This window comes from Ottowia beijingensis (genome assembly GCF_042680925.1).
GTDB classification, from domain to species: domain Bacteria; phylum Pseudomonadota; class Gammaproteobacteria; order Burkholderiales; family Burkholderiaceae_C; genus Ottowia; species Ottowia beijingensis.
On record NZ_JBHUEP010000007.1, the window covers coordinates 651,951 to 667,058 of the forward strand.

Below are 15,108 nucleotides of genomic sequence, written 5' to 3' on the forward strand. Positions count from 1 at the left end.
AAGAATTTCAAAGAAATCAGGCGTTGAAGCAGGCTGGACCTGCGCCAGAAGCTATCAACGGTATAGCGGATGAGGCGCTGCGGCCTGCCGAGTCAGAGCCGCGCCAGCCGCTCCAGCGCGGCGCGCAAGGTGTCGTCCTTCTTGGCGAAGCAAAAGCGCACCACTTTCTGGTCGAAGCCATCGCCGTAGAAGGCCGACAGCGGGATGGCGGCCACGCCGATCTCGCGTGTCAGCCACTGGCAGAAGTCGGCTTCGCTCAGCTCGCGCTCCGGCACGGCCAGCTGATCGATGGCGACGCTCTGGAAGTAAGTGCCTTCGCACGGCAGCAGGCGGAACTTGGTGCGGGCCAGCCCGGCGCGGAACAGATCGCGCTTGGCGGCGTAGAACGCGGGCAGGTTCAGGTACGGCGCCGGGTCCTGCATGTAGCTGGCCAGGCCGTGCTGCATGGGGGTGTTGACGGTGAACACGTTGAACTGGTGCACTTTGCGGAATTCGGCGGTGAGCGCGGCGGGGGCGGCGACGTAGCCGACCTTCCAGCCGGTGACGTGGTACGTCTTGCCGAAGCTGCTGACGATGAAGCTGCGCGCGGCGAGGCCCGGATAGCGCGCCACGCTTTCGTGTTGCAGCGGGGCGTAGACCATGTGTTCGTACACCTCGTCGCTGATCACCAGCACGTTGGTGGGGGCGAGCAGTTCATCCAGCCGGCGCATGTCGGCGGGCGACCAGACGGTGCCGCTGGGGTTGTGCGGGGTGTTGATGATGATGGCGCGGGTCTTGGGGCTCAAAGCGGCGGCGATCTTGTCGAAATCGGGGCGGAAGGTGCCGGGGGTGAGGGGCACGCGCACGACGGTGGCGCCGGCCAACTCGATGTTGGGGACGTAGCTGTCGTAGCAGGGCTCGAGCACGATGACTTCGTCGCCGGGGCCGACGCAGCACAGGATGGCGGTGAGGATGGCCTGGGTGGCGCCGGCGGTGACGGTGATTTCTGCCGCGGCATCGTAGCGGCGGGCGTAGAGCGCTTCGATTTTTGCAGCAATGGCCTCGCGCAGCGGGGCGATGCCGGTCATGGGCGGGTACTGGTTGTGGCCCTGCTGCATGGCGGTGGTGACGCCGTCGACCAGCTTGGGGTCGCAATCGAAATCCGGGAAGCCCTGGCCCAGGTTGACGGCCTTGTGCTGCACGGCCAGCGCCGACATGACGGTGAAGATGGTGGTGCCGACGTTGGGCAGGCGCGAGGGGAAGGTGGGGGTGGTCATGGGGCGAAGTGAAATTTTGATAGTGGGTTGCGCTTGTCAGGTAATGGTTTCAAGAGAAAAATATCTGAAAATGGCTATTGACGGGCGCAAGCAGCTATTGTTATTGATGATTCTTGGCAGTGTTGAGGGAGCGGGCTTGCCCGCGATGGGGCCTGCGTGTGGGTGATGCGCTGCCATCGCGGGCAAGCCCGCTCCCACAGCACGAGGGCTTCATCATCGGCGGTGCCATCGTGCTCACAGCTCATAGTCGGCCACGTGGCCGGTCATGGCTTTGAGGATCAGGTTCTTGTCGAGCCGGTCGGACAGCAGGCTGGCGAAGTGGTAGACGAAGTCGCGCAGGTAGGCGCCGCGCTTGAGGGCGATGCGCGCCACGTTCTGGCCCAGCAGCTGGCCCAGCGGGCGGGTGGCGAGGTCGGTGTCCTTGTCGGCGGCCACGGCCATCTCGGCCACGATGCCGATGCCCAGCCCCAGGCGCACGTAGGTCTTGATGACGTCGGAGTCGATGGCCTCCAGCACGACGCGGGGCGTGAGCTGGCGCTGGGCGAAGGCGTTGTCGATGCGGGTGCGGCCGGTGAACGAGGGGTGATAGGTGATGAGCGGCTCGGACGCAATGTCCTCCAGCGTCAGGCGCTCCTTCTTCGCCAGCGGGTGGGTGGCAGGCAGCACCAGCACGTGCTGCCATTCGTAGCAGGGCAGGGTGACGAGTTCGGGGTAGTTGGCCAGCGATTCGGTGGCGATGCCGATTTCGGCCGTTTCCTCGATCACCATGCGCGCCACCTGGTCGGGCGCGCCCTGGTGCAGGCTGATGTTGACCTTGGGGTATTGCTCGCGCAGTTTGGCCACGGGCAGTGGCAGCACGTAGCGCGCCTGGGTGTGGGTGGTGGCGATCGACAGCGTGCCGGTGTCCTGCGCGCTGTATTGCTCGCCAATGCGCTTGAGGTTGCCGACCTCGCGCATGATGATGGCGATGCTGTCGAGCACGTGCTGGCCGGGTTCGGTGATGCGCTTCAGGCGCTTGCCGTGGCGGGTGAAAATGTCGATGCCCAGTTCTTCTTCCAGCTCGATGATGGCCTTGGAGACGCCGGGCTGCGAGGTGTGCAGGGCCTTGGCCGCTTCGGTCAGGTTCAGGCCCCGGCGCGCGGCTTCTTGCACGAAGCGGAATTGGTGCAGGTTCATGGGGTTTGTTGAATATAGAACCCCATCATTATGCCGAAACCCGTCTAAGGGTGGCCGCTCTGCAGGGCGGCGGCGGCCATGGCGTGCAGCACGTCGGGGTGCTCGGCAATCGCGGCTTGCAGCGTGAAATCAATGCCCGGATGCTGGGCGCGCAGGGCATCGACGAGGCGCGGCAGATCGTCGCGCGCGTGCCGCCCGGTGCCCAGGAACATGGGCCACACGGCGATGGCGGTGGCGCCGCTGCCGGCCAGCTGCGCCACCACGGTCTCCAGCGTCGGCTCGGTGTATTCAAGATAGGCGCAGGCCACGGCGGCACCGGGTGCCAGGGTGCGGATGCGCTCGGCCACGGCCTCGATGGGTGCGCGCCACAGCGGATCGCGCGAGCCGTGGGCGAACAGCACGATGGCGGGGCGGGTTGATGGCGCGGTCACGTTACTGCCTCAATACCAGCCAGCCGAAGGCGCCCAGCGACAGCAGCGAATAGATGATGCCCGGCGCGGCGGCGGCCAGCCAGGGCTCCCAGTTGCGCAGGTTGCCGACAAAGCCGAACACGTTGTTCAGCAGGAAGAAGCTGATGCCCACCAGCACGCCCACGAACACGTAGCCGGCGATGTTGCCGGCGCGGAAGTGCAGGTAGGCGAAGGGCAGGGCCAGCACCATCATCACCAGGCAACTGAGCGGGTAGAACACCTTGCGCCAGAACTCGATCTCGTAGCGCTGGGCGTTCTGGCCGTTGTCCTGCAGGTGGTTGATGTACTGGAACAGGTCCACCGTCTGCATGCGGTCGGGGCTCAGCAGGGCAGCGGCCACCATGTCGAGCGAGAGCCCGGTGGGCCATTGCCACTCGGCCAGCCGGACGACTTCGACGCGCGGCTGTGCGGCCTGGGTGGCCTGCTCGAAGCTGCGGCGCTCCACGTCCTGCAGGTCCCAGCCATGATCGCCAAAGCGGCCGTGCGCGGCCTTGGTGGTGGACAGCAGGCGCCCGCTGTCGTTGGCGAACTCGTAGATGCGCACCTGGTTCAGGGTGCCGTCGGACGCGAGCGCGCCGACGTTGACCGAGTAGTTGCGGCCCTCCTGCCGGTCCTTCATCCAGGCGCCGGTGCGGCCCACGGTGATGTCGCCCAGAAAGCGCGCCTGCAGCGTCTGCGCCGTGCGGTTGGCAGCGGGAGCCACGTAGTCGCCGAACACGAAGGTGACGGCCACGAACGCCACGCCGAGCAGCAGCAGCGTGCCCAGCGCGCGCAGCGGCCCCAGCCCGCTGGTGCGCAGGATGGTGAACTCGGAGCTGCTGGCCAGCCGCGCCATGACGAAGATGGTGCCGATCAGCACGGCGATGGGCAGCAGCTCGTACAGGTGGTTGGGCACCTGCAGCGCCACGTACAGCAGCGCATAGCCCACGGTGTAGCCGCGCGATGCACCCTGGTTCAGCTCGCCCATCTGGTCGACCATGTCGAAAAAGAAGAACAGCGCCAGGAAGGCCAGGGTGACGAAGCCGACGGCGCGCAGCACCTCGCTGTAGATCAGGCGGCGGATGGTTCTCATGCGGTGCCCCGGCGCGCCGGCAGCAGGCGCCGCACGCTGAACCAGCCGGCATGGCGCGCCAGCAGCGCCCCCATGGCCAGCGCGAAGATGCCGCCGTGCAGCAGCAGCATGAAGGGCAGCAGCCCGATCTTGCCGTGGCCGATCCAGCTCTCGCCAACGCCGATCAGGTTGTAGTAGGTGGCGAAGGCGAACAGCGCGAACATCAGCCCCGCGCTGCGGCCCACGCGCGGGTTCACGCGCGTGGCGGCCAGGGCGATGATGACGCAGTTGAGCGCCGCCAGCGTCAGCCCCAGGCGCCACGACAGCTCGGCCTTGTGGCGCGGCGTGGGGTCGCCCATCAGCACGGTGGTGCGCTTCATGCGCGGCGAATCGTTGTCGGTGGGGCCGACGATCTGCGGGCTGATGCGGTTGCCGTATTCGACGAAGTTGCTCACGCGGGTTTCGCCGCTGGCGGTGTCGGTCTCCAGGCGGTAGCCCTTGTCCAGGATCACGAAGCGCTCGCCCTTGACCACGTCGAGCCGGCCGCTCTGGGCGGAGGTCACGGTCTCCATGCCGCGCTCGTTGGCGGCGATGAAGATGTTGTTGCCGGTCTGCGCGTCGGCCGTGTCCTTGTCGATGAAGAACACGCGCTGGCCGCCGGCCGATTCGATGAAGCGGCCGGGCGCCACGCGCTCAATGTCGCCCCGCCCCTGGTAGCGGTCGCGCAACTCGCGGATCTGGTGGTTGGACCACGGCCACACCACGATGGCCAGCACCGCCACCGCCAGCAGCACCGGCCAGGCAAAGCGCAGGATGGGCTTGAGAAAGGTGAACAGCCCCTGGCCGCTGGCGAACCACACCACCATCTCGCTGGCGGCGTACATGCGCGTCAGCGTGGCGGTGATGGCCACGAACAGGCTGAGCGTGAGGATGGTGGGCAGGTGGCCGAGCACCGTGAAGCCCATCACCAGCATCACCTCGGACGGGTTGACGCGCCCCACCGAGGCCTGGCCCAGCGTGCGGATCAGCATCACCGTCATCACGATGGTGACCAGCACCACCAGGGTCGCGCCGAAGCTGCGGCCCAGCTCTTTGCGCAGGGAGGAATCGAATAACATCGCGCGAGAGAAGGAAAAACTGGATTATGCACCTCGAACTCAGACCGCTCCGCCTGGCGGAAGCCGCCGCCGGCAAGACACCCGCCCTGATCGTGCTGGTGGCCGATGGCTTTGAACCCGGCGACGACGCGCTGTCGGCGCTCATCGAACGCGCCCGCGGCAGCGAGGACTTCAAGACCGAGGCCGGTTCGGTGCTGTCGAGCTATGGCGCCGCCCGCGTGGCGGCCGAGCGCGTGGTGCTGGCCGGCGTGGGCGATGGCAGCGCCGCCAAGGTGCGCAAGGCCGTGGGCGCCGCCGTGGGCGCGCTCAAGGGTAGCCCGGCCAAGGCGCTGACGCTGTGCTTTGCCCAGTCGGCCGACGAAGGCGCCCTGCGCGCCGCCACGCTGGCGCTGGCCGACGCGTGCTACGTCTACACCGCCACCAAGAGCAGCAAGAAGCCGAAGGGCGACAAGGACAAGGCCAAGGAGCCGCCACGCATCACCGAGGCCGTCATCGGCGTGCCCGAGGCCGAGGCGCTGCGCGAGCCGTTCCGCCAGGCCGTGGCCATTGCCAGCGGCGTGCGGGAGGCGCGCGAATGGGCCAACCGCCCGGCCAACCACGCCACGCCCACGATGCTGGGCGAGGCAGCGCAGGCGCTGGGCAAGCTACCGCGCGTGAACTGCGAGGTGCTGGGTCCGAAGGAAGTGGCCAGGCTGGGCATGGGCTCGTTCCAGGCCGTGGCGCAGGGTTCGAAGGAAGAATTGCGCTTCATCGTGCTGCGCTACGACGGCGCCGCCAAGTCGCAGGCGCCGGTGGTGCTGGTGGGCAAGGGCATCACGTTCGACACGGGTGGCGTGTCGCTGAAGCCGGCGCCCGAGATGGACGAGATGAAGTTCGACATGAGCGGCGCGGCCAGCGTGCTGGGCGTGTTCCGCACGCTGGGCGAGCTGAAGCCGGCGGTGAACGTGGTCGGCCTGATCCCCGCGTGCGAAAACATGCCCGATGGCGGCGCGCTGAAACCCGGCGACGTGGTCACGAGCATGAGCGGCCAGACCATCGAGGTGCTGAACACCGATGCCGAAGGCCGCCTGGTGCTGTGCGATGCGCTGACCTACGCCGAGCGCTTCAAGCCACGCGCCGTGATCGACATCGCCACGCTGACCGGCGCCTGCGTGATCGCGCTGGGTGGCGTGCGCAGCGGCCTGTTCGCCAGCGACGATGGGCTGGCCGATGCCCTGCTGGCCGCTGGCGACCGCGCCGGCGACCTGTGCTGGCGCCTGCCGCTGGACGACGACTACGCCGAGGCGCTGAAAACCAACTTTGCCGATGTGGCCAACGTGGGCGGCCGCCCGGCCGGTGCGGTGACGGCGGCGAAATTCCTGCAACGCTTTGCATCCGAGTTCGCCTGGGCGCACCTGGACATCGCCGGCACGGCCTGGAAGGGTGGCGCCGCCAAGGGCGCCACCGGCCGACCGGTGGGCCTGCTGGTGCATTACCTGCTGGGGCAGGAGGGCGTGGCGGCAGCCGAGCCCAAGCCGGCCAAGGCCGCCAGGCGCAAGTCCGGCAAGGGCAAGCGCGGCTGATCCGCCTGCGGCCGCAAGGGGTCGGAAGTCATGACTGAGGTGGCCTTTCATTTCAACGTGCCCGACAAGCTGGGCTACGCCTGCCGTTTGCTGCGCAAGGCCTATGCCGCGGGCGGGCCGGTGGGCGTGGTGGCGCCGGCCGATACGCTGGACGCGCTGAACACCCAGCTGTGGAGCTTTTCGGCGCTGGATTTCATCCCGCACTGCCTGGCCACTGCGCCCGCACCCGTTCTGGGCGCCACGCCCATCGTGCTGGCCGAAAACTGTGCGCAGCTGCCCCAGGCCGGGGTGCTGGTGCACCTGGGTGCTGCCGTGCCGTCGGGCTTCGAGCGCTTCGAGCGCCTGATCGAGCTGGTGGCCACCGACGACACCGACCGCGCCCACGCACGCCAGCGCTGGCGCCACTATGCCGACCGCGGCTACCAGATCAAGCGGCACGACCTGGCCGCCAAGGAGTAAGCCTTGTCGAACGAAGACGCCCCCGCCGCACAGCCCCCGCGCTTCGTGCCCACGCTGACCGAAGTGGTGAAGATCGACACCGCGCCCGAGCCCGCGCAGGTGCCGCCGGCCGCCGCCGAAGCCGCGGCAAATCCGGTCCCCGCCGTGCCCCCGGCCGTCAGCGCCGCCGATCACGCCATGGCCACGGCCGACGAGCTGCTGGCCCGCCTGGGCCCCGATCTCGACCGCCTGATCAGCGAAGCCATCGGCCGCGTGCTGCATGAGCAGATGCTGGGCTTCAACGGCCGGGTGCAGAAAGCCGTGGCCGACGTGGTGCGCGAGGCCGTGGCCAAGTCGCTGGTTCAGGGCGATTCGGGGGCGCGCCCTCTAGGTGAAAACCCGTAATTCGGCATCGGTCAGACACTAGCGTGTTCCCTGATGTCGCTGACCGGCCGCATGCGCTAACGTTTCCGGCTTAACCAACACCTTGGAGGTAGTGAAATGAATTTGAAGCTGACTTGGGCCGCGGCCGTGGTGGGTGCCTTTGTTGCCGTGGGCTGCAGCAAGAAGGAAGAGGCCCCAGCCCCCGCACCAGCGCCCGCGCCAGCCGCCGAGGCACCTGCCGCCGCGCCTGCACCGGCCCCAGCGCCCGCAGCCGCCGCAGGGGGTGAGACGCAGGTCGTCAAGATCGGCCACGTGGCGCCGGTGTCGGGCCCGCAGGCGCACTACGGCAAGGACAACGAGAACGGCTCGCGCATGGCGATCGAGGATCTGAACACGCAGAACATCGTCATCGGCGGCAAGACCATCAAGTTCGAGATCCAGGCCGAGGACGACGCCGCCGATCCCAAGCAGGGCACCGCCGCCGCGCAGAAGCTGTGCGACGCCAAGGTGAACGGCGTGGTGGGTCACCTGAACTCGGGCACCACCATCCCGGCTTCGAAGGTCTACAACGACTGCGGCATCCCGCACGTCACCGGCGCGGCCACCAACCCTGACCTGACCAAGCCCGGCTACAAGACCACCTACCGCATCATCGCCAACGACCTGGCGCTGGGTGCTGGCCTGGCCAACTACGCTGCCGACAACCTGAAGCTGAAGCGGATCGCCGTCATCGACGACCGCACGGCCTACGGCCAGGGCGTGGCGAAGGTGTTTGCCGAGACCGCCAAGACCAAGGGCATCGAGATCGTGGACGAGCAGTTCACCACCGACAAGGCCACCGACTTCATGGCCATCCTGACGGCCATCAAGTCGAAGAATCCCGACGGCATCTTCTTCGGTGGCATGGACGCCCAGGCGGGCCCCATGCTGCGCCAGATGGAGCAACTGGGCCTGGGTGAAGTCAACTATTTCGGTGGCGACGGCATCTGCACCACCGAGATCGCCAAGCTGGCTGCTGGCGCCAAGACGCTGGGCAAGATGATCTGCGCCGAAGGCGGCTCTTCGATCCAGAAGATGCCGGGCGGCGTGGAGTGGAAGGCCCGCTACGACGCCAAGTACCCCAATCAATACCAGATCTACAGCCCGTACACCTACGACGCGACCATGCTGCTGGCGGACGCCATGAAGCGTGCCGACTCGGTCGATCCGGCGGTTTACACGGCCAAGCTGGCCGAGTCGGACTACAAGGGCGTCACCGCCAACATCCAGTTCGAGCCCAACGGCGAGATGAAGAACGCCGCCATCACGCTGCACCACTACGTGGACGGCAAGAAGACGCCGCTGGATTGATGCTGTCCGTCACCGCAACCGCGCACGCGGTTGCGGTTGGCGACACAGGCCACCTTCGGGTGGCCTTTTTCGTGGGCGTCAGTGATTCCCCGTGTCGCGCGGCCACCAGCGGTCTGCACGGAGACGCCGGGCCAGCGATGCGGCCACCGGCAAGGGTTCACCGTGCAACTGCGCTGCCGCAATCTCGCCACACAGCACGGCCAGCGTCAGGCCGCGGGCTCCCAGGCCGGCCAACAGATGCAGCGGCAGGGGTTGCTCGTTTGCTTCTATTTCAATAGCTGCTGGCGCTTTGTCGGTGGCGCTTATGGCCACTTTTTCTACTGAAGCCGCGTTGCTGGCAGCACCCCACGCGCCAACGGCGGGCAGGCGATCGGGCAGGGTGGCGCGCACCGCAGCCCAGGCCTGGGCGCGGCCGTCGGACCATTGGCCTTGCAGCGCCTCGGCGGCGCGCGGCAGCAGCTCGGACAGGCGTTCGAGGTTGGCGTCGTGATCGGCGGGCAGCAGTTCGGGCTGCGTGTTGCCACGCTCGAAGGTGGAGCCGGTGATCCACCAAGGCCCGTGCTCGCCCGGCAGATGCGCGATCAGGCTGCCCTGGCCGTTGACCGGGAAGGGCGGCAGCGCATCGGCGGCCGTGCCATCGGGCATGAGACCGAAGGCGACCTGGCCGCGCAGCGCGTGCAATGGTGGTGCGGCGGGCGCGGCTGTCTGCAGCAGCGCCAGCGAATCGAAACCGGCGGTGATGAACACCTGTTCGGCCTCGGTGATGAACTCGCCGCCTGCGTCTACCACGCGCCACAGCGCCCCGTGCGACTCGATGCGGGACACGGCTGTGTCGCCGCGCCAGGTGATGCGTGGGGCCTTTAGCATGGCGCGCACCAGGGTGGCCGGTCGAATCCACCCGGCCTGTGCATGCCACAGGGCCTGGTGGGCGTCGTCCAGCCGTACGCCAGCGATGGCCGCGTTTTCAATGGTTTCCTGGTTGTCGGAGGCCACAGAATCGGTACGAGTCGCTTCGGTTTGCGGGGCATCCTGCCAGCTCGGCGGCAACCGGCGTTCGCCGGGTGCGTGGCGCTCCAGAACGCCGGTCGCACCGAAGTCGGTGCCTTCGCGCAGCAGCGCCTGCGCGCGCTGCAAGGTGGCGCGCACGCCGGCGCGTGTGAGGCGCGACAGCGGGCGATCGTCGGGCGAGACATGCGGCGCCACCACGCCGGCCGGCAGGCCGCTCGCACCACTGGCAGGCTCGGCGGCGCGGTCCAGCACTGTCACCTGCCAGCCGCGCTGCGCCAGGCTGTACGCCACCGAGGCGCCTGCCAGACCGGCGCCGATGACCACGCAGCGCCCCGGCCCCGCCACACGCGCTGGCTCATCGGCGAGGGTGCGACGGCGTGCCGCCCAGCGCGGCGCATAGCGGGCCTGCAGTGCGTGCCGCTTGGGGGGCAGGCCGGGCACGCGCTCGACGTCGAAGCCGGCCGCCGTCATGGCTTCACGCACCTCGCGCGCCACGCACCAGGTGGCCGCACGGGCACCGCGCCGCGCCAGCCGCGCCACGGCCTTGAGTGTGTGCAGGCTCCACATGGCGGGGTTGCGCACGGGGTCGAAACCGTCGAGGTAGATGGTGTCGTGCTCACCCGTCAGCTCCGCCAGCGCGGGTTGCACATCGCCGATGGACAGCGTCAGCTGCACGCGCTCGTCATCCAGCCGCAGGCGGTGCACGCCCGGCAGCAGGCCATGCCACCGGGCCGCCAGTTCGGCGGCCAGCGGTGCCAGTTCGGGGAAGGCGGCGACGCTGCGGATCAGGTCGGCGGGCTCGGGCGGGAAGGCTTCGACCGCGCTGTAGAACAGGCGGGCCGGGCGCCTGGGGTCTTGCCGCCATGTGTGCCAGGTGGCGAGGAAGTTGAGGCCGAGGCCAAAACCTGTCTCCAGCACGGCCCAGCAGGGGGCGCCTGCCCATGCCGTGGCTTCTTCAGCCGTCGACAGCAGGCCACAGCCCTGCAGGAACACTTGACGCGCCTGGGCGAGGCCGCCGCGACCGTCACTGCCCGTGTTGCGGTAGATGTCACCGAAACGCGGGCTGAAGGGCGTGCCATCGTCGCGCCACTGGATGGTCGGGTTGGTCATCCTTTTTTGCTAATCAATTGATAGCTGCTCGCGCTTGTCAGACGGGCGCTGGAGGCCAATTTGATCAATAAGGCAGTTCCTGCGGCCCCATGCCGACGTAGTCGGGCGCCGGGTCGGTCGCAAAGCGCTGTGCGCTGATGTGCGTGTGTCCCAGCCGCAGCGCCTGGGCCACGCGGTGCATGCCGTCCATCACGCCGCCGTCGGCGCTCAGGATGATGGGCCAGCGCAGGTCGCAGGCGTCCATCAACTGCACGTGAAGGGCGATGGCGCGCGGCGTGGGCGCGTCGCCCTCGTGGCTGAACCAGTAGGGCTCGTCCAGTTCGCGGATGTCGGTCAGCGGCACCTGGGTTACCGGCAGGTGGCGCGCCAGGCGGATCAGCCGGTGCACGTCCCAGGCGCGCAGGCCGTCGGGGCCGGGGCGAAAGTGGTACTGGCGGCGCAGGCGCGCCAGTTCGGCTTCGGAGCGTCGGCCGTGGGCTGCAACGGCTCAGGCGCTGGGCGGCACGTAGCCCGCGGCCTGGTCGGCGCCGGCGCCGAAGAAGTGGTTCTCCATCTGGCGCTTGAGGTATTCGCGCGCCCGCTGGTCGGCCAGGTTCAGGCGGTTCTCGTTCACCAGCATGGTCTGGTGGCCCAGCCATTGCTGCCAGGCTTCCTTGCTGACGCTTTCCCAGATGCGCTTGCCCAGCTCGCCGGGGTAGGGCGGAAAGTCCAGGCCCTCGGCTTCCTTGCCGAGCTTGATGCAGTTGACCATGCGTGCCATGTAAATCCTTGCGTTGTTCGTGTGTCTTGGGGGGTCACGGGACTTTAGCAAGTTTGCCCAAGCCCTGATCCGCATGCTGACTACACTGGCCGCTGCTTTCGCGCCCCTTCCGGATGATCGCCATGACCGACCTGCCGCTGCCCACCCTCGATGCCGACCTGTTCGCCCGCGCACAAGCGCTGCTGGACGACGAATGGCTGTCGGCCGACCCCGACCTGGCACCCGTGCTGCCCATCGTGCTGGCGCGCGGCGTGGGGCAGGACTGGCACAAGGCCGGCACCTTCCGCCACCACCTGGTGGGCGTGGCACGCAGCCTGGCGCTGTGGCGGCAGCCGCGCGACGTGCGCCTGCTGGGCCTGCTGCACAGCGTGTACGGCAACGCCTATGTCGATCTGGTGAAGTTCGACGCCGCCAGCGAGCGCGCCCGCCTGCGCGAGGCCGTGGGCGAGCCGGCGGAGGAGCTGGTGCACCTGTTCTGCACCGCCTCGCGCACGCAGTTCACGCAGAAGGTGCAGGCTGGGCAGATCGAGCCCGACGGCAGCGTGGTGCTGGATGACCGCACGCTGCCGCCCGATGTGGTGGCCGCCTTCACCGTGGTCAGCATGGCCGACTTCTGCGAGCAATGGTTTGCCTGGCAGGAAGACATTTACGCCGGCTTTCCCTTCCTGCACCAGACGCCGCAAGCCGTGCACTGGGCCGCCGCGCTGTGGCCGGGGCCGATGCGCACGCCCAGCCGCATTTATGCGCTGATCAGCCGCCTGGGCGCGGCACTGCGGCACCCGGCGCTGCAGGGGCGGCTGCCCATGCCGCCGGTGTTCGACCACTGCACCCGCGTGCTGCCCGAAGCCGACGAGGCCGCCGCCTCGGCGCTGTACTGGTCGGTGGTGCAGCAGCAGCAACCGCTGGTGCAGCCGCAGGCCAGCATCGCCACGCTGGAGCAGGCCGTGCGCCTGAACCCGTGGGTGGGCGAGCCGCAGATGCTGCTGGCGCAGCTGTACCTGATCGCCGGCCGCCACGACGATGCGCGCGCCGCCGCCGAGGGCGCGCTGCAGTGCTACAGCAGCTGGGGCAACGCCTGGGACAAGCGCGTGCAGTGGGACGCCTGGATCGCCTGGGCGCGCATCCTGCGCCAGGGCGCCATCACCCGCGACTGGCCCGAGCGGCTGGACAAGCTCAACAACGTGGCGCTGCGACCGGACGCTGCATAAGCGCATGACGAAATCGTCTGAGCGCGGTGCGTGGCACCACGTGATCGGCGGCTAGACTGCGGCGATACCGCCTGGATTTCAGGTTTTCAAGTGTTTTTGGCCTCCAGCGCTTATCCAGCAAGCGCTGGCAGCTATTTTTTTTATAGTTATCGACCTTTCAGGAGAACCCCATGTCGCAGCAATGGAAGTTTGAAACCCAGTCCGTCCACGCCGGCTATTCGCCCGACCCGACCAACAAGTCGGTCGCCGTGCCGATCTACCAGACCGTGGCCTATGCCTTCGACAGCGCGCAGCACGGCGCCGACCTGTTCGACCTCAAGGTGCCGGGCAACATTTACACCCGCATCATGAACCCCACCAACGACGTGCTGGAAAAGCGCGTGGCGGCGCTGGAGGGCGGCATTGGTGCGCTGGCCGTTGCCTCGGGGCAGGCGGCCATCATGTACGCCATCCAGACCATCGCCGAGGCGGGCGACAACATCGTCAGCAGCACCGCGCTGTACGGCGGCACCTACAACCTGTTCGCCCACACGCTGCCGCAGCTCGGCATCACCACGCGCTTTGCCGACCACCGCGACCCGCAGAGCTTCGACAAGCTGATCGACGAACGCACCAAGGCCGTGTTCGTCGAGAGCATCGGCAACCCGGCCGGCAACATCACCGACATCGCCAGCGTGGCCGCCATCGCGCACCGGCACGGCGTGCCGCTGATCGTCGACAACACCGTCGCCAGCCCCTACCTGATGCGCCCCATCGAGCACGGCGCCGACATCGTGATCCAGTCCCTCACCAAGTACATGGGCGGCCACGGCACCTCGCTGGGCGGCGCCATCGTCGACAGCGGCAGGTTTCCCTGGGCCGAGCACAAGGCGCGCTTCAAGCGCCTGAACGAACCCGACGTGAGCTACCACGGCGTGGTCTACACCGAGGCCCTGGGCCCGGCGGCCTTCATCGGGCGCGCCCGCGTCGTGCCGCTGCGCAACACCGGCGCGGCGCTGTCGCCCTTCAACGCCTTCCAGATCCTGCAGGGCATCGAAACCCTGGCGCTGCGCATGGACCGCATCTGCGAGAACACGATGAAGGTGGCGCAGCATCTGCAGCAGCACGCCAAGGTGGCCTGGGTCAGCTACGCCGGCCTGCCCGATCACGAAGACCACGCGCTGGCGCAGCACTACATGGGCGGGCGCGCTTCGGGCCTGTTCACCTTCGGCGTCAAATCCGCCCCCGGCGACGATGCCCGCGCCGCCGGCGCGCGCTTTCTCGACGCGCTGCAGCTGTTCACGCGCCTGGTCAACATCGGCGACACCAAGTCGCTGGCCACGCACCCGGCCAGCACCACGCACCGCCAGCTCTCGCCCGAAGAGCTAGCCAAGACCGGCGTGAAAGAGGAAACCGTGCGCCTGTGCGTCGGCATCGAGCACATCGACGACCTGCTGGCCGACCTGGATCAGGCGCTGGCGAAGGTGTGACGCCGGCTCTTGGCATCAAGAATCGCATAAAATGATGTCGATATTGATGCAGGAATCGTTTCAATGCGTACCACCGTTACCCTGGATGAAGCCTTGCTCGGGCGCGCCGGCGCGCTGAGCGGCGTGCAGGACCGCTCGGCGCTGCTGGCCGAAGCGTTGCGTGCCCTGATCGAGCGCGAAAGCGCGCGCCGCCTGGCGCGGCTGGGCGGCAGCGAGCCGCGGCTGGCGGCGGCGCCACGCCGCCAGGGCGAACCCGCACCCAAGACCAGGCGCCCATGATCCTGGCCGACACCTCGGTCTGGGTCGATCACCTGCGCCAGGGCGATGCCGATCTGGCGCGGGCGCTGGAGCAGGGCGCCATCGCGATACACCCTTTCGTCATCGGCGAAATCGCGCTTGGCCATCTGAAGAACCGCCGTGACGTGCTCGACCTGCTGGCTGCCTTGCCGCCGGCGCCGCAGGCCGAGCACGACGAAGTGCTGCACGCGGTCGAGCAGCACCAGCTTGCCGGCCGTGGCCTGGGCTGGATCGACGTGCATCTGCTGGCCGCCACGCTGCTGGCCGCCGATGCCCGGCTGTGGACGCGCGACAAGCGCCTGCACGCTGCGGCGACCGATCTGGGCGTTGCTTGGGCGCCAGAATCCCATTGACGCCAGCGCCCGCGCCATGCCCGCCAAGGAAACCACGACTTCTACTACGAGGTGCTGGGCGAGACCAACGGGATGATGCTGGTCTCGGTGACGGGCAC

The 15,108-nt window shown here is 68.2% G+C and carries 16 protein-coding genes; 8 read left to right on the top strand and 8 right to left on the bottom strand.

Annotated elements, in window-relative coordinates; all coding sequences use genetic code 11:
• Positions 1-92: 92 nt before the first annotated feature.
• The 5 genes from ACFSCU_RS12395 to lptF form a co-directional block, all read right to left on the bottom strand.
• Positions 93-1,256 carry a pyridoxal phosphate-dependent aminotransferase gene (locus ACFSCU_RS12395; protein ID WP_180551419.1) on the bottom strand — a complete coding sequence of 388 codons (1,164 nt, stop codon included), beginning with the start codon at positions 1,254-1,256 and terminating at the stop codon, positions 93-95.
• A gap of 234 nt (positions 1,257-1,490) precedes the next feature.
• Positions 1,491-2,432 carry a CysB family HTH-type transcriptional regulator gene (locus ACFSCU_RS12400; RefSeq protein ID WP_180551420.1) on the bottom strand — a complete coding sequence of 314 codons (942 nt, stop codon included), beginning with the start codon at positions 2,430-2,432 and terminating at the stop codon, positions 1,491-1,493.
• A 44-nt stretch (positions 2,433-2,476) separates the two neighbouring features.
• Positions 2,477-2,863 (bottom strand): sirohydrochlorin chelatase, encoded by a 387-nt coding sequence (locus ACFSCU_RS12405; protein ID WP_308645890.1) that lies wholly within the window; start codon positions 2,861-2,863, stop codon positions 2,477-2,479.
• Position 2,864: 1 nt separating this feature from the next.
• On the bottom strand, positions 2,865-3,974 hold the full coding sequence (gene lptG, locus ACFSCU_RS12410) for an LPS export ABC transporter permease LptG (protein WP_333707117.1): 1,110 nt from the start codon (positions 3,972-3,974) through the stop codon (positions 2,865-2,867).
• Positions 3,971-5,071, bottom strand: a complete 1,101-nt coding sequence (gene lptF / locus ACFSCU_RS12415) for an LPS export ABC transporter permease LptF (protein WP_180551422.1) — start codon at positions 5,069-5,071, stop codon at positions 3,971-3,973. The genes lptG and lptF overlap by 4 nt, the downstream gene beginning before the upstream one ends.
• Positions 5,072-5,097: 26 nt before the next feature.
• On the opposite strand from lptF, the gene ACFSCU_RS12420 reads away from it, so the two are divergent.
• The 4 genes from ACFSCU_RS12420 to ACFSCU_RS12435 all read left to right on the top strand — a co-directional run bounded on the left by ACFSCU_RS12420 (position 5,098) and on the right by ACFSCU_RS12435 (position 8,805).
• Entirely contained in the window at positions 5,098-6,633 is a 1,536-nt protein-coding gene (locus tag ACFSCU_RS12420; protein ID WP_180551423.1) for a leucyl aminopeptidase, read from the top strand.
• Between the two features lie 30 nt (positions 6,634-6,663).
• Positions 6,664-7,092 carry a DNA polymerase III subunit chi gene (locus ACFSCU_RS12425; protein ID WP_180551424.1) on the top strand — a complete coding sequence of 143 codons (429 nt, stop codon included), beginning with the start codon at positions 6,664-6,666 and terminating at the stop codon, positions 7,090-7,092.
• A 3-nt stretch (positions 7,093-7,095) separates the two neighbouring features.
• Positions 7,096-7,476, top strand: a complete 381-nt coding sequence (locus ACFSCU_RS12430; protein WP_377560828.1) for a hypothetical protein — start codon at positions 7,096-7,098, stop codon at positions 7,474-7,476.
• Positions 7,477-7,572: 96 nt separating this feature from the next.
• The gene (locus tag ACFSCU_RS12435; protein ID WP_377560830.1) at positions 7,573-8,805 is read left to right on the top strand and encodes a branched-chain amino acid ABC transporter substrate-binding protein; all 1,233 of its coding nucleotides are present in this window, start codon (positions 7,573-7,575) and stop codon (positions 8,803-8,805) included.
• A gap of 78 nt (positions 8,806-8,883) precedes the next feature.
• Here ACFSCU_RS12435 and mnmC read toward each other — a convergent pair whose 3' ends face one another.
• The 3 genes from mnmC to ACFSCU_RS12450 all read right to left on the bottom strand — a co-directional run bounded on the left by mnmC (position 8,884) and on the right by ACFSCU_RS12450 (position 11,683).
• Positions 8,884-10,923 carry a bifunctional tRNA (5-methylaminomethyl-2-thiouridine)(34)-methyltransferase MnmC2/FAD-dependent 5-carboxymethylaminomethyl-2-thiouridine(34) oxidoreductase MnmC1 gene (mnmC, locus tag ACFSCU_RS12440; protein ID WP_377560832.1) on the bottom strand — a complete coding sequence of 680 codons (2,040 nt, stop codon included), beginning with the start codon at positions 10,921-10,923 and terminating at the stop codon, positions 8,884-8,886.
• Positions 10,924-10,987: 64 nt separating this feature from the next.
• The gene (locus ACFSCU_RS12445) at positions 10,988-11,311 is read right to left on the bottom strand and encodes a ParB N-terminal domain-containing protein (protein ID WP_257645881.1); all 324 of its coding nucleotides are present in this window, start codon (positions 11,309-11,311) and stop codon (positions 10,988-10,990) included.
• A 99-nt stretch (positions 11,312-11,410) separates the two neighbouring features.
• Positions 11,411-11,683: an oxidative damage protection protein gene (locus ACFSCU_RS12450; RefSeq protein WP_180551426.1), complete on the bottom strand. Its 273-nt coding sequence runs from the start codon at positions 11,681-11,683 to the stop codon at positions 11,411-11,413.
• A 122-nt stretch (positions 11,684-11,805) separates the two neighbouring features.
• Between ACFSCU_RS12450 and ACFSCU_RS12455 the strand changes: the two genes are divergently transcribed.
• The 4 genes from ACFSCU_RS12455 (at position 11,806) to ACFSCU_RS12470 (ending at position 15,010) form a co-directional block, all read left to right on the top strand.
• Positions 11,806-12,891, top strand: coding sequence for a DUF6817 domain-containing protein (locus tag ACFSCU_RS12455; protein ID WP_180551427.1), 1,086 nt, complete (start codon positions 11,806-11,808; stop codon positions 12,889-12,891).
• A gap of 170 nt (positions 12,892-13,061) precedes the next feature.
• On the top strand, positions 13,062-14,360 hold the full coding sequence (locus tag ACFSCU_RS12460; protein WP_377560835.1) for an O-acetylhomoserine aminocarboxypropyltransferase/cysteine synthase family protein: 1,299 nt from the start codon (positions 13,062-13,064) through the stop codon (positions 14,358-14,360).
• Positions 14,361-14,423: 63 nt separating this feature from the next.
• The gene (locus ACFSCU_RS12465) at positions 14,424-14,639 is read left to right on the top strand and encodes a type II toxin-antitoxin system VapB family antitoxin (protein WP_180551428.1); all 216 of its coding nucleotides are present in this window, start codon (positions 14,424-14,426) and stop codon (positions 14,637-14,639) included.
• Positions 14,636-15,010 carry a type II toxin-antitoxin system VapC family toxin gene (locus ACFSCU_RS12470; protein ID WP_180551429.1) on the top strand — a complete coding sequence of 125 codons (375 nt, stop codon included), beginning with the start codon at positions 14,636-14,638 and terminating at the stop codon, positions 15,008-15,010. Before ACFSCU_RS12465 ends, ACFSCU_RS12470 begins: the two co-directional genes overlap by 4 nt.
• Positions 15,011-15,108: the final 98 nt, after the last annotated feature.

Bases quoted from the DNA above. Each gene is read 5' to 3' on its own strand.
- ACFSCU_RS12400 (WP_180551420.1), bottom strand. From the start codon at position 2,432: ATGAACCTGCACCAATTCCGCTTCGTGCAAGAAGCCGCGCGCCGGGGC.
- ACFSCU_RS12465 (WP_180551428.1), top strand. From the start codon at position 14,424: ATGCGTACCACCGTTACCCTGGATGAAGCCTTGCTCGGGCGCGCCGGC.
- ACFSCU_RS12470 (WP_180551429.1), top strand. From the start codon at position 14,636: ATGATCCTGGCCGACACCTCGGTCTGGGTCGATCACCTGCGCCAGGGC.
- ACFSCU_RS12460 (WP_377560835.1), top strand. From the start codon at position 13,062: ATGTCGCAGCAATGGAAGTTTGAAACCCAGTCCGTCCACGCCGGCTAT.
- ACFSCU_RS12425 (WP_180551424.1), top strand. From the start codon at position 6,664: ATGACTGAGGTGGCCTTTCATTTCAACGTGCCCGACAAGCTGGGCTAC.
- ACFSCU_RS12455 (WP_180551427.1), top strand. From the start codon at position 11,806: ATGACCGACCTGCCGCTGCCCACCCTCGATGCCGACCTGTTCGCCCGC.
- lptG (WP_333707117.1), bottom strand. From the start codon at position 3,974: ATGAGAACCATCCGCCGCCTGATCTACAGCGAGGTGCTGCGCGCCGTC.
- ACFSCU_RS12450 (WP_180551426.1), bottom strand. From the start codon at position 11,683: ATGGCACGCATGGTCAACTGCATCAAGCTCGGCAAGGAAGCCGAGGGC.
- lptF (WP_180551422.1), bottom strand. From the start codon at position 5,071: ATGTTATTCGATTCCTCCCTGCGCAAAGAGCTGGGCCGCAGCTTCGGC.
- ACFSCU_RS12395 (WP_180551419.1), bottom strand. From the start codon at position 1,256: ATGACCACCCCCACCTTCCCCTCGCGCCTGCCCAACGTCGGCACCACC.
- mnmC (WP_377560832.1), bottom strand. From the start codon at position 10,923: ATGACCAACCCGACCATCCAGTGGCGCGACGATGGCACGCCCTTCAGC.
- ACFSCU_RS12435 (WP_377560830.1), top strand. From the start codon at position 7,573: ATGAATTTGAAGCTGACTTGGGCCGCGGCCGTGGTGGGTGCCTTTGTT.
- ACFSCU_RS12420 (WP_180551423.1), top strand. From the start codon at position 5,098: ATGCACCTCGAACTCAGACCGCTCCGCCTGGCGGAAGCCGCCGCCGGC.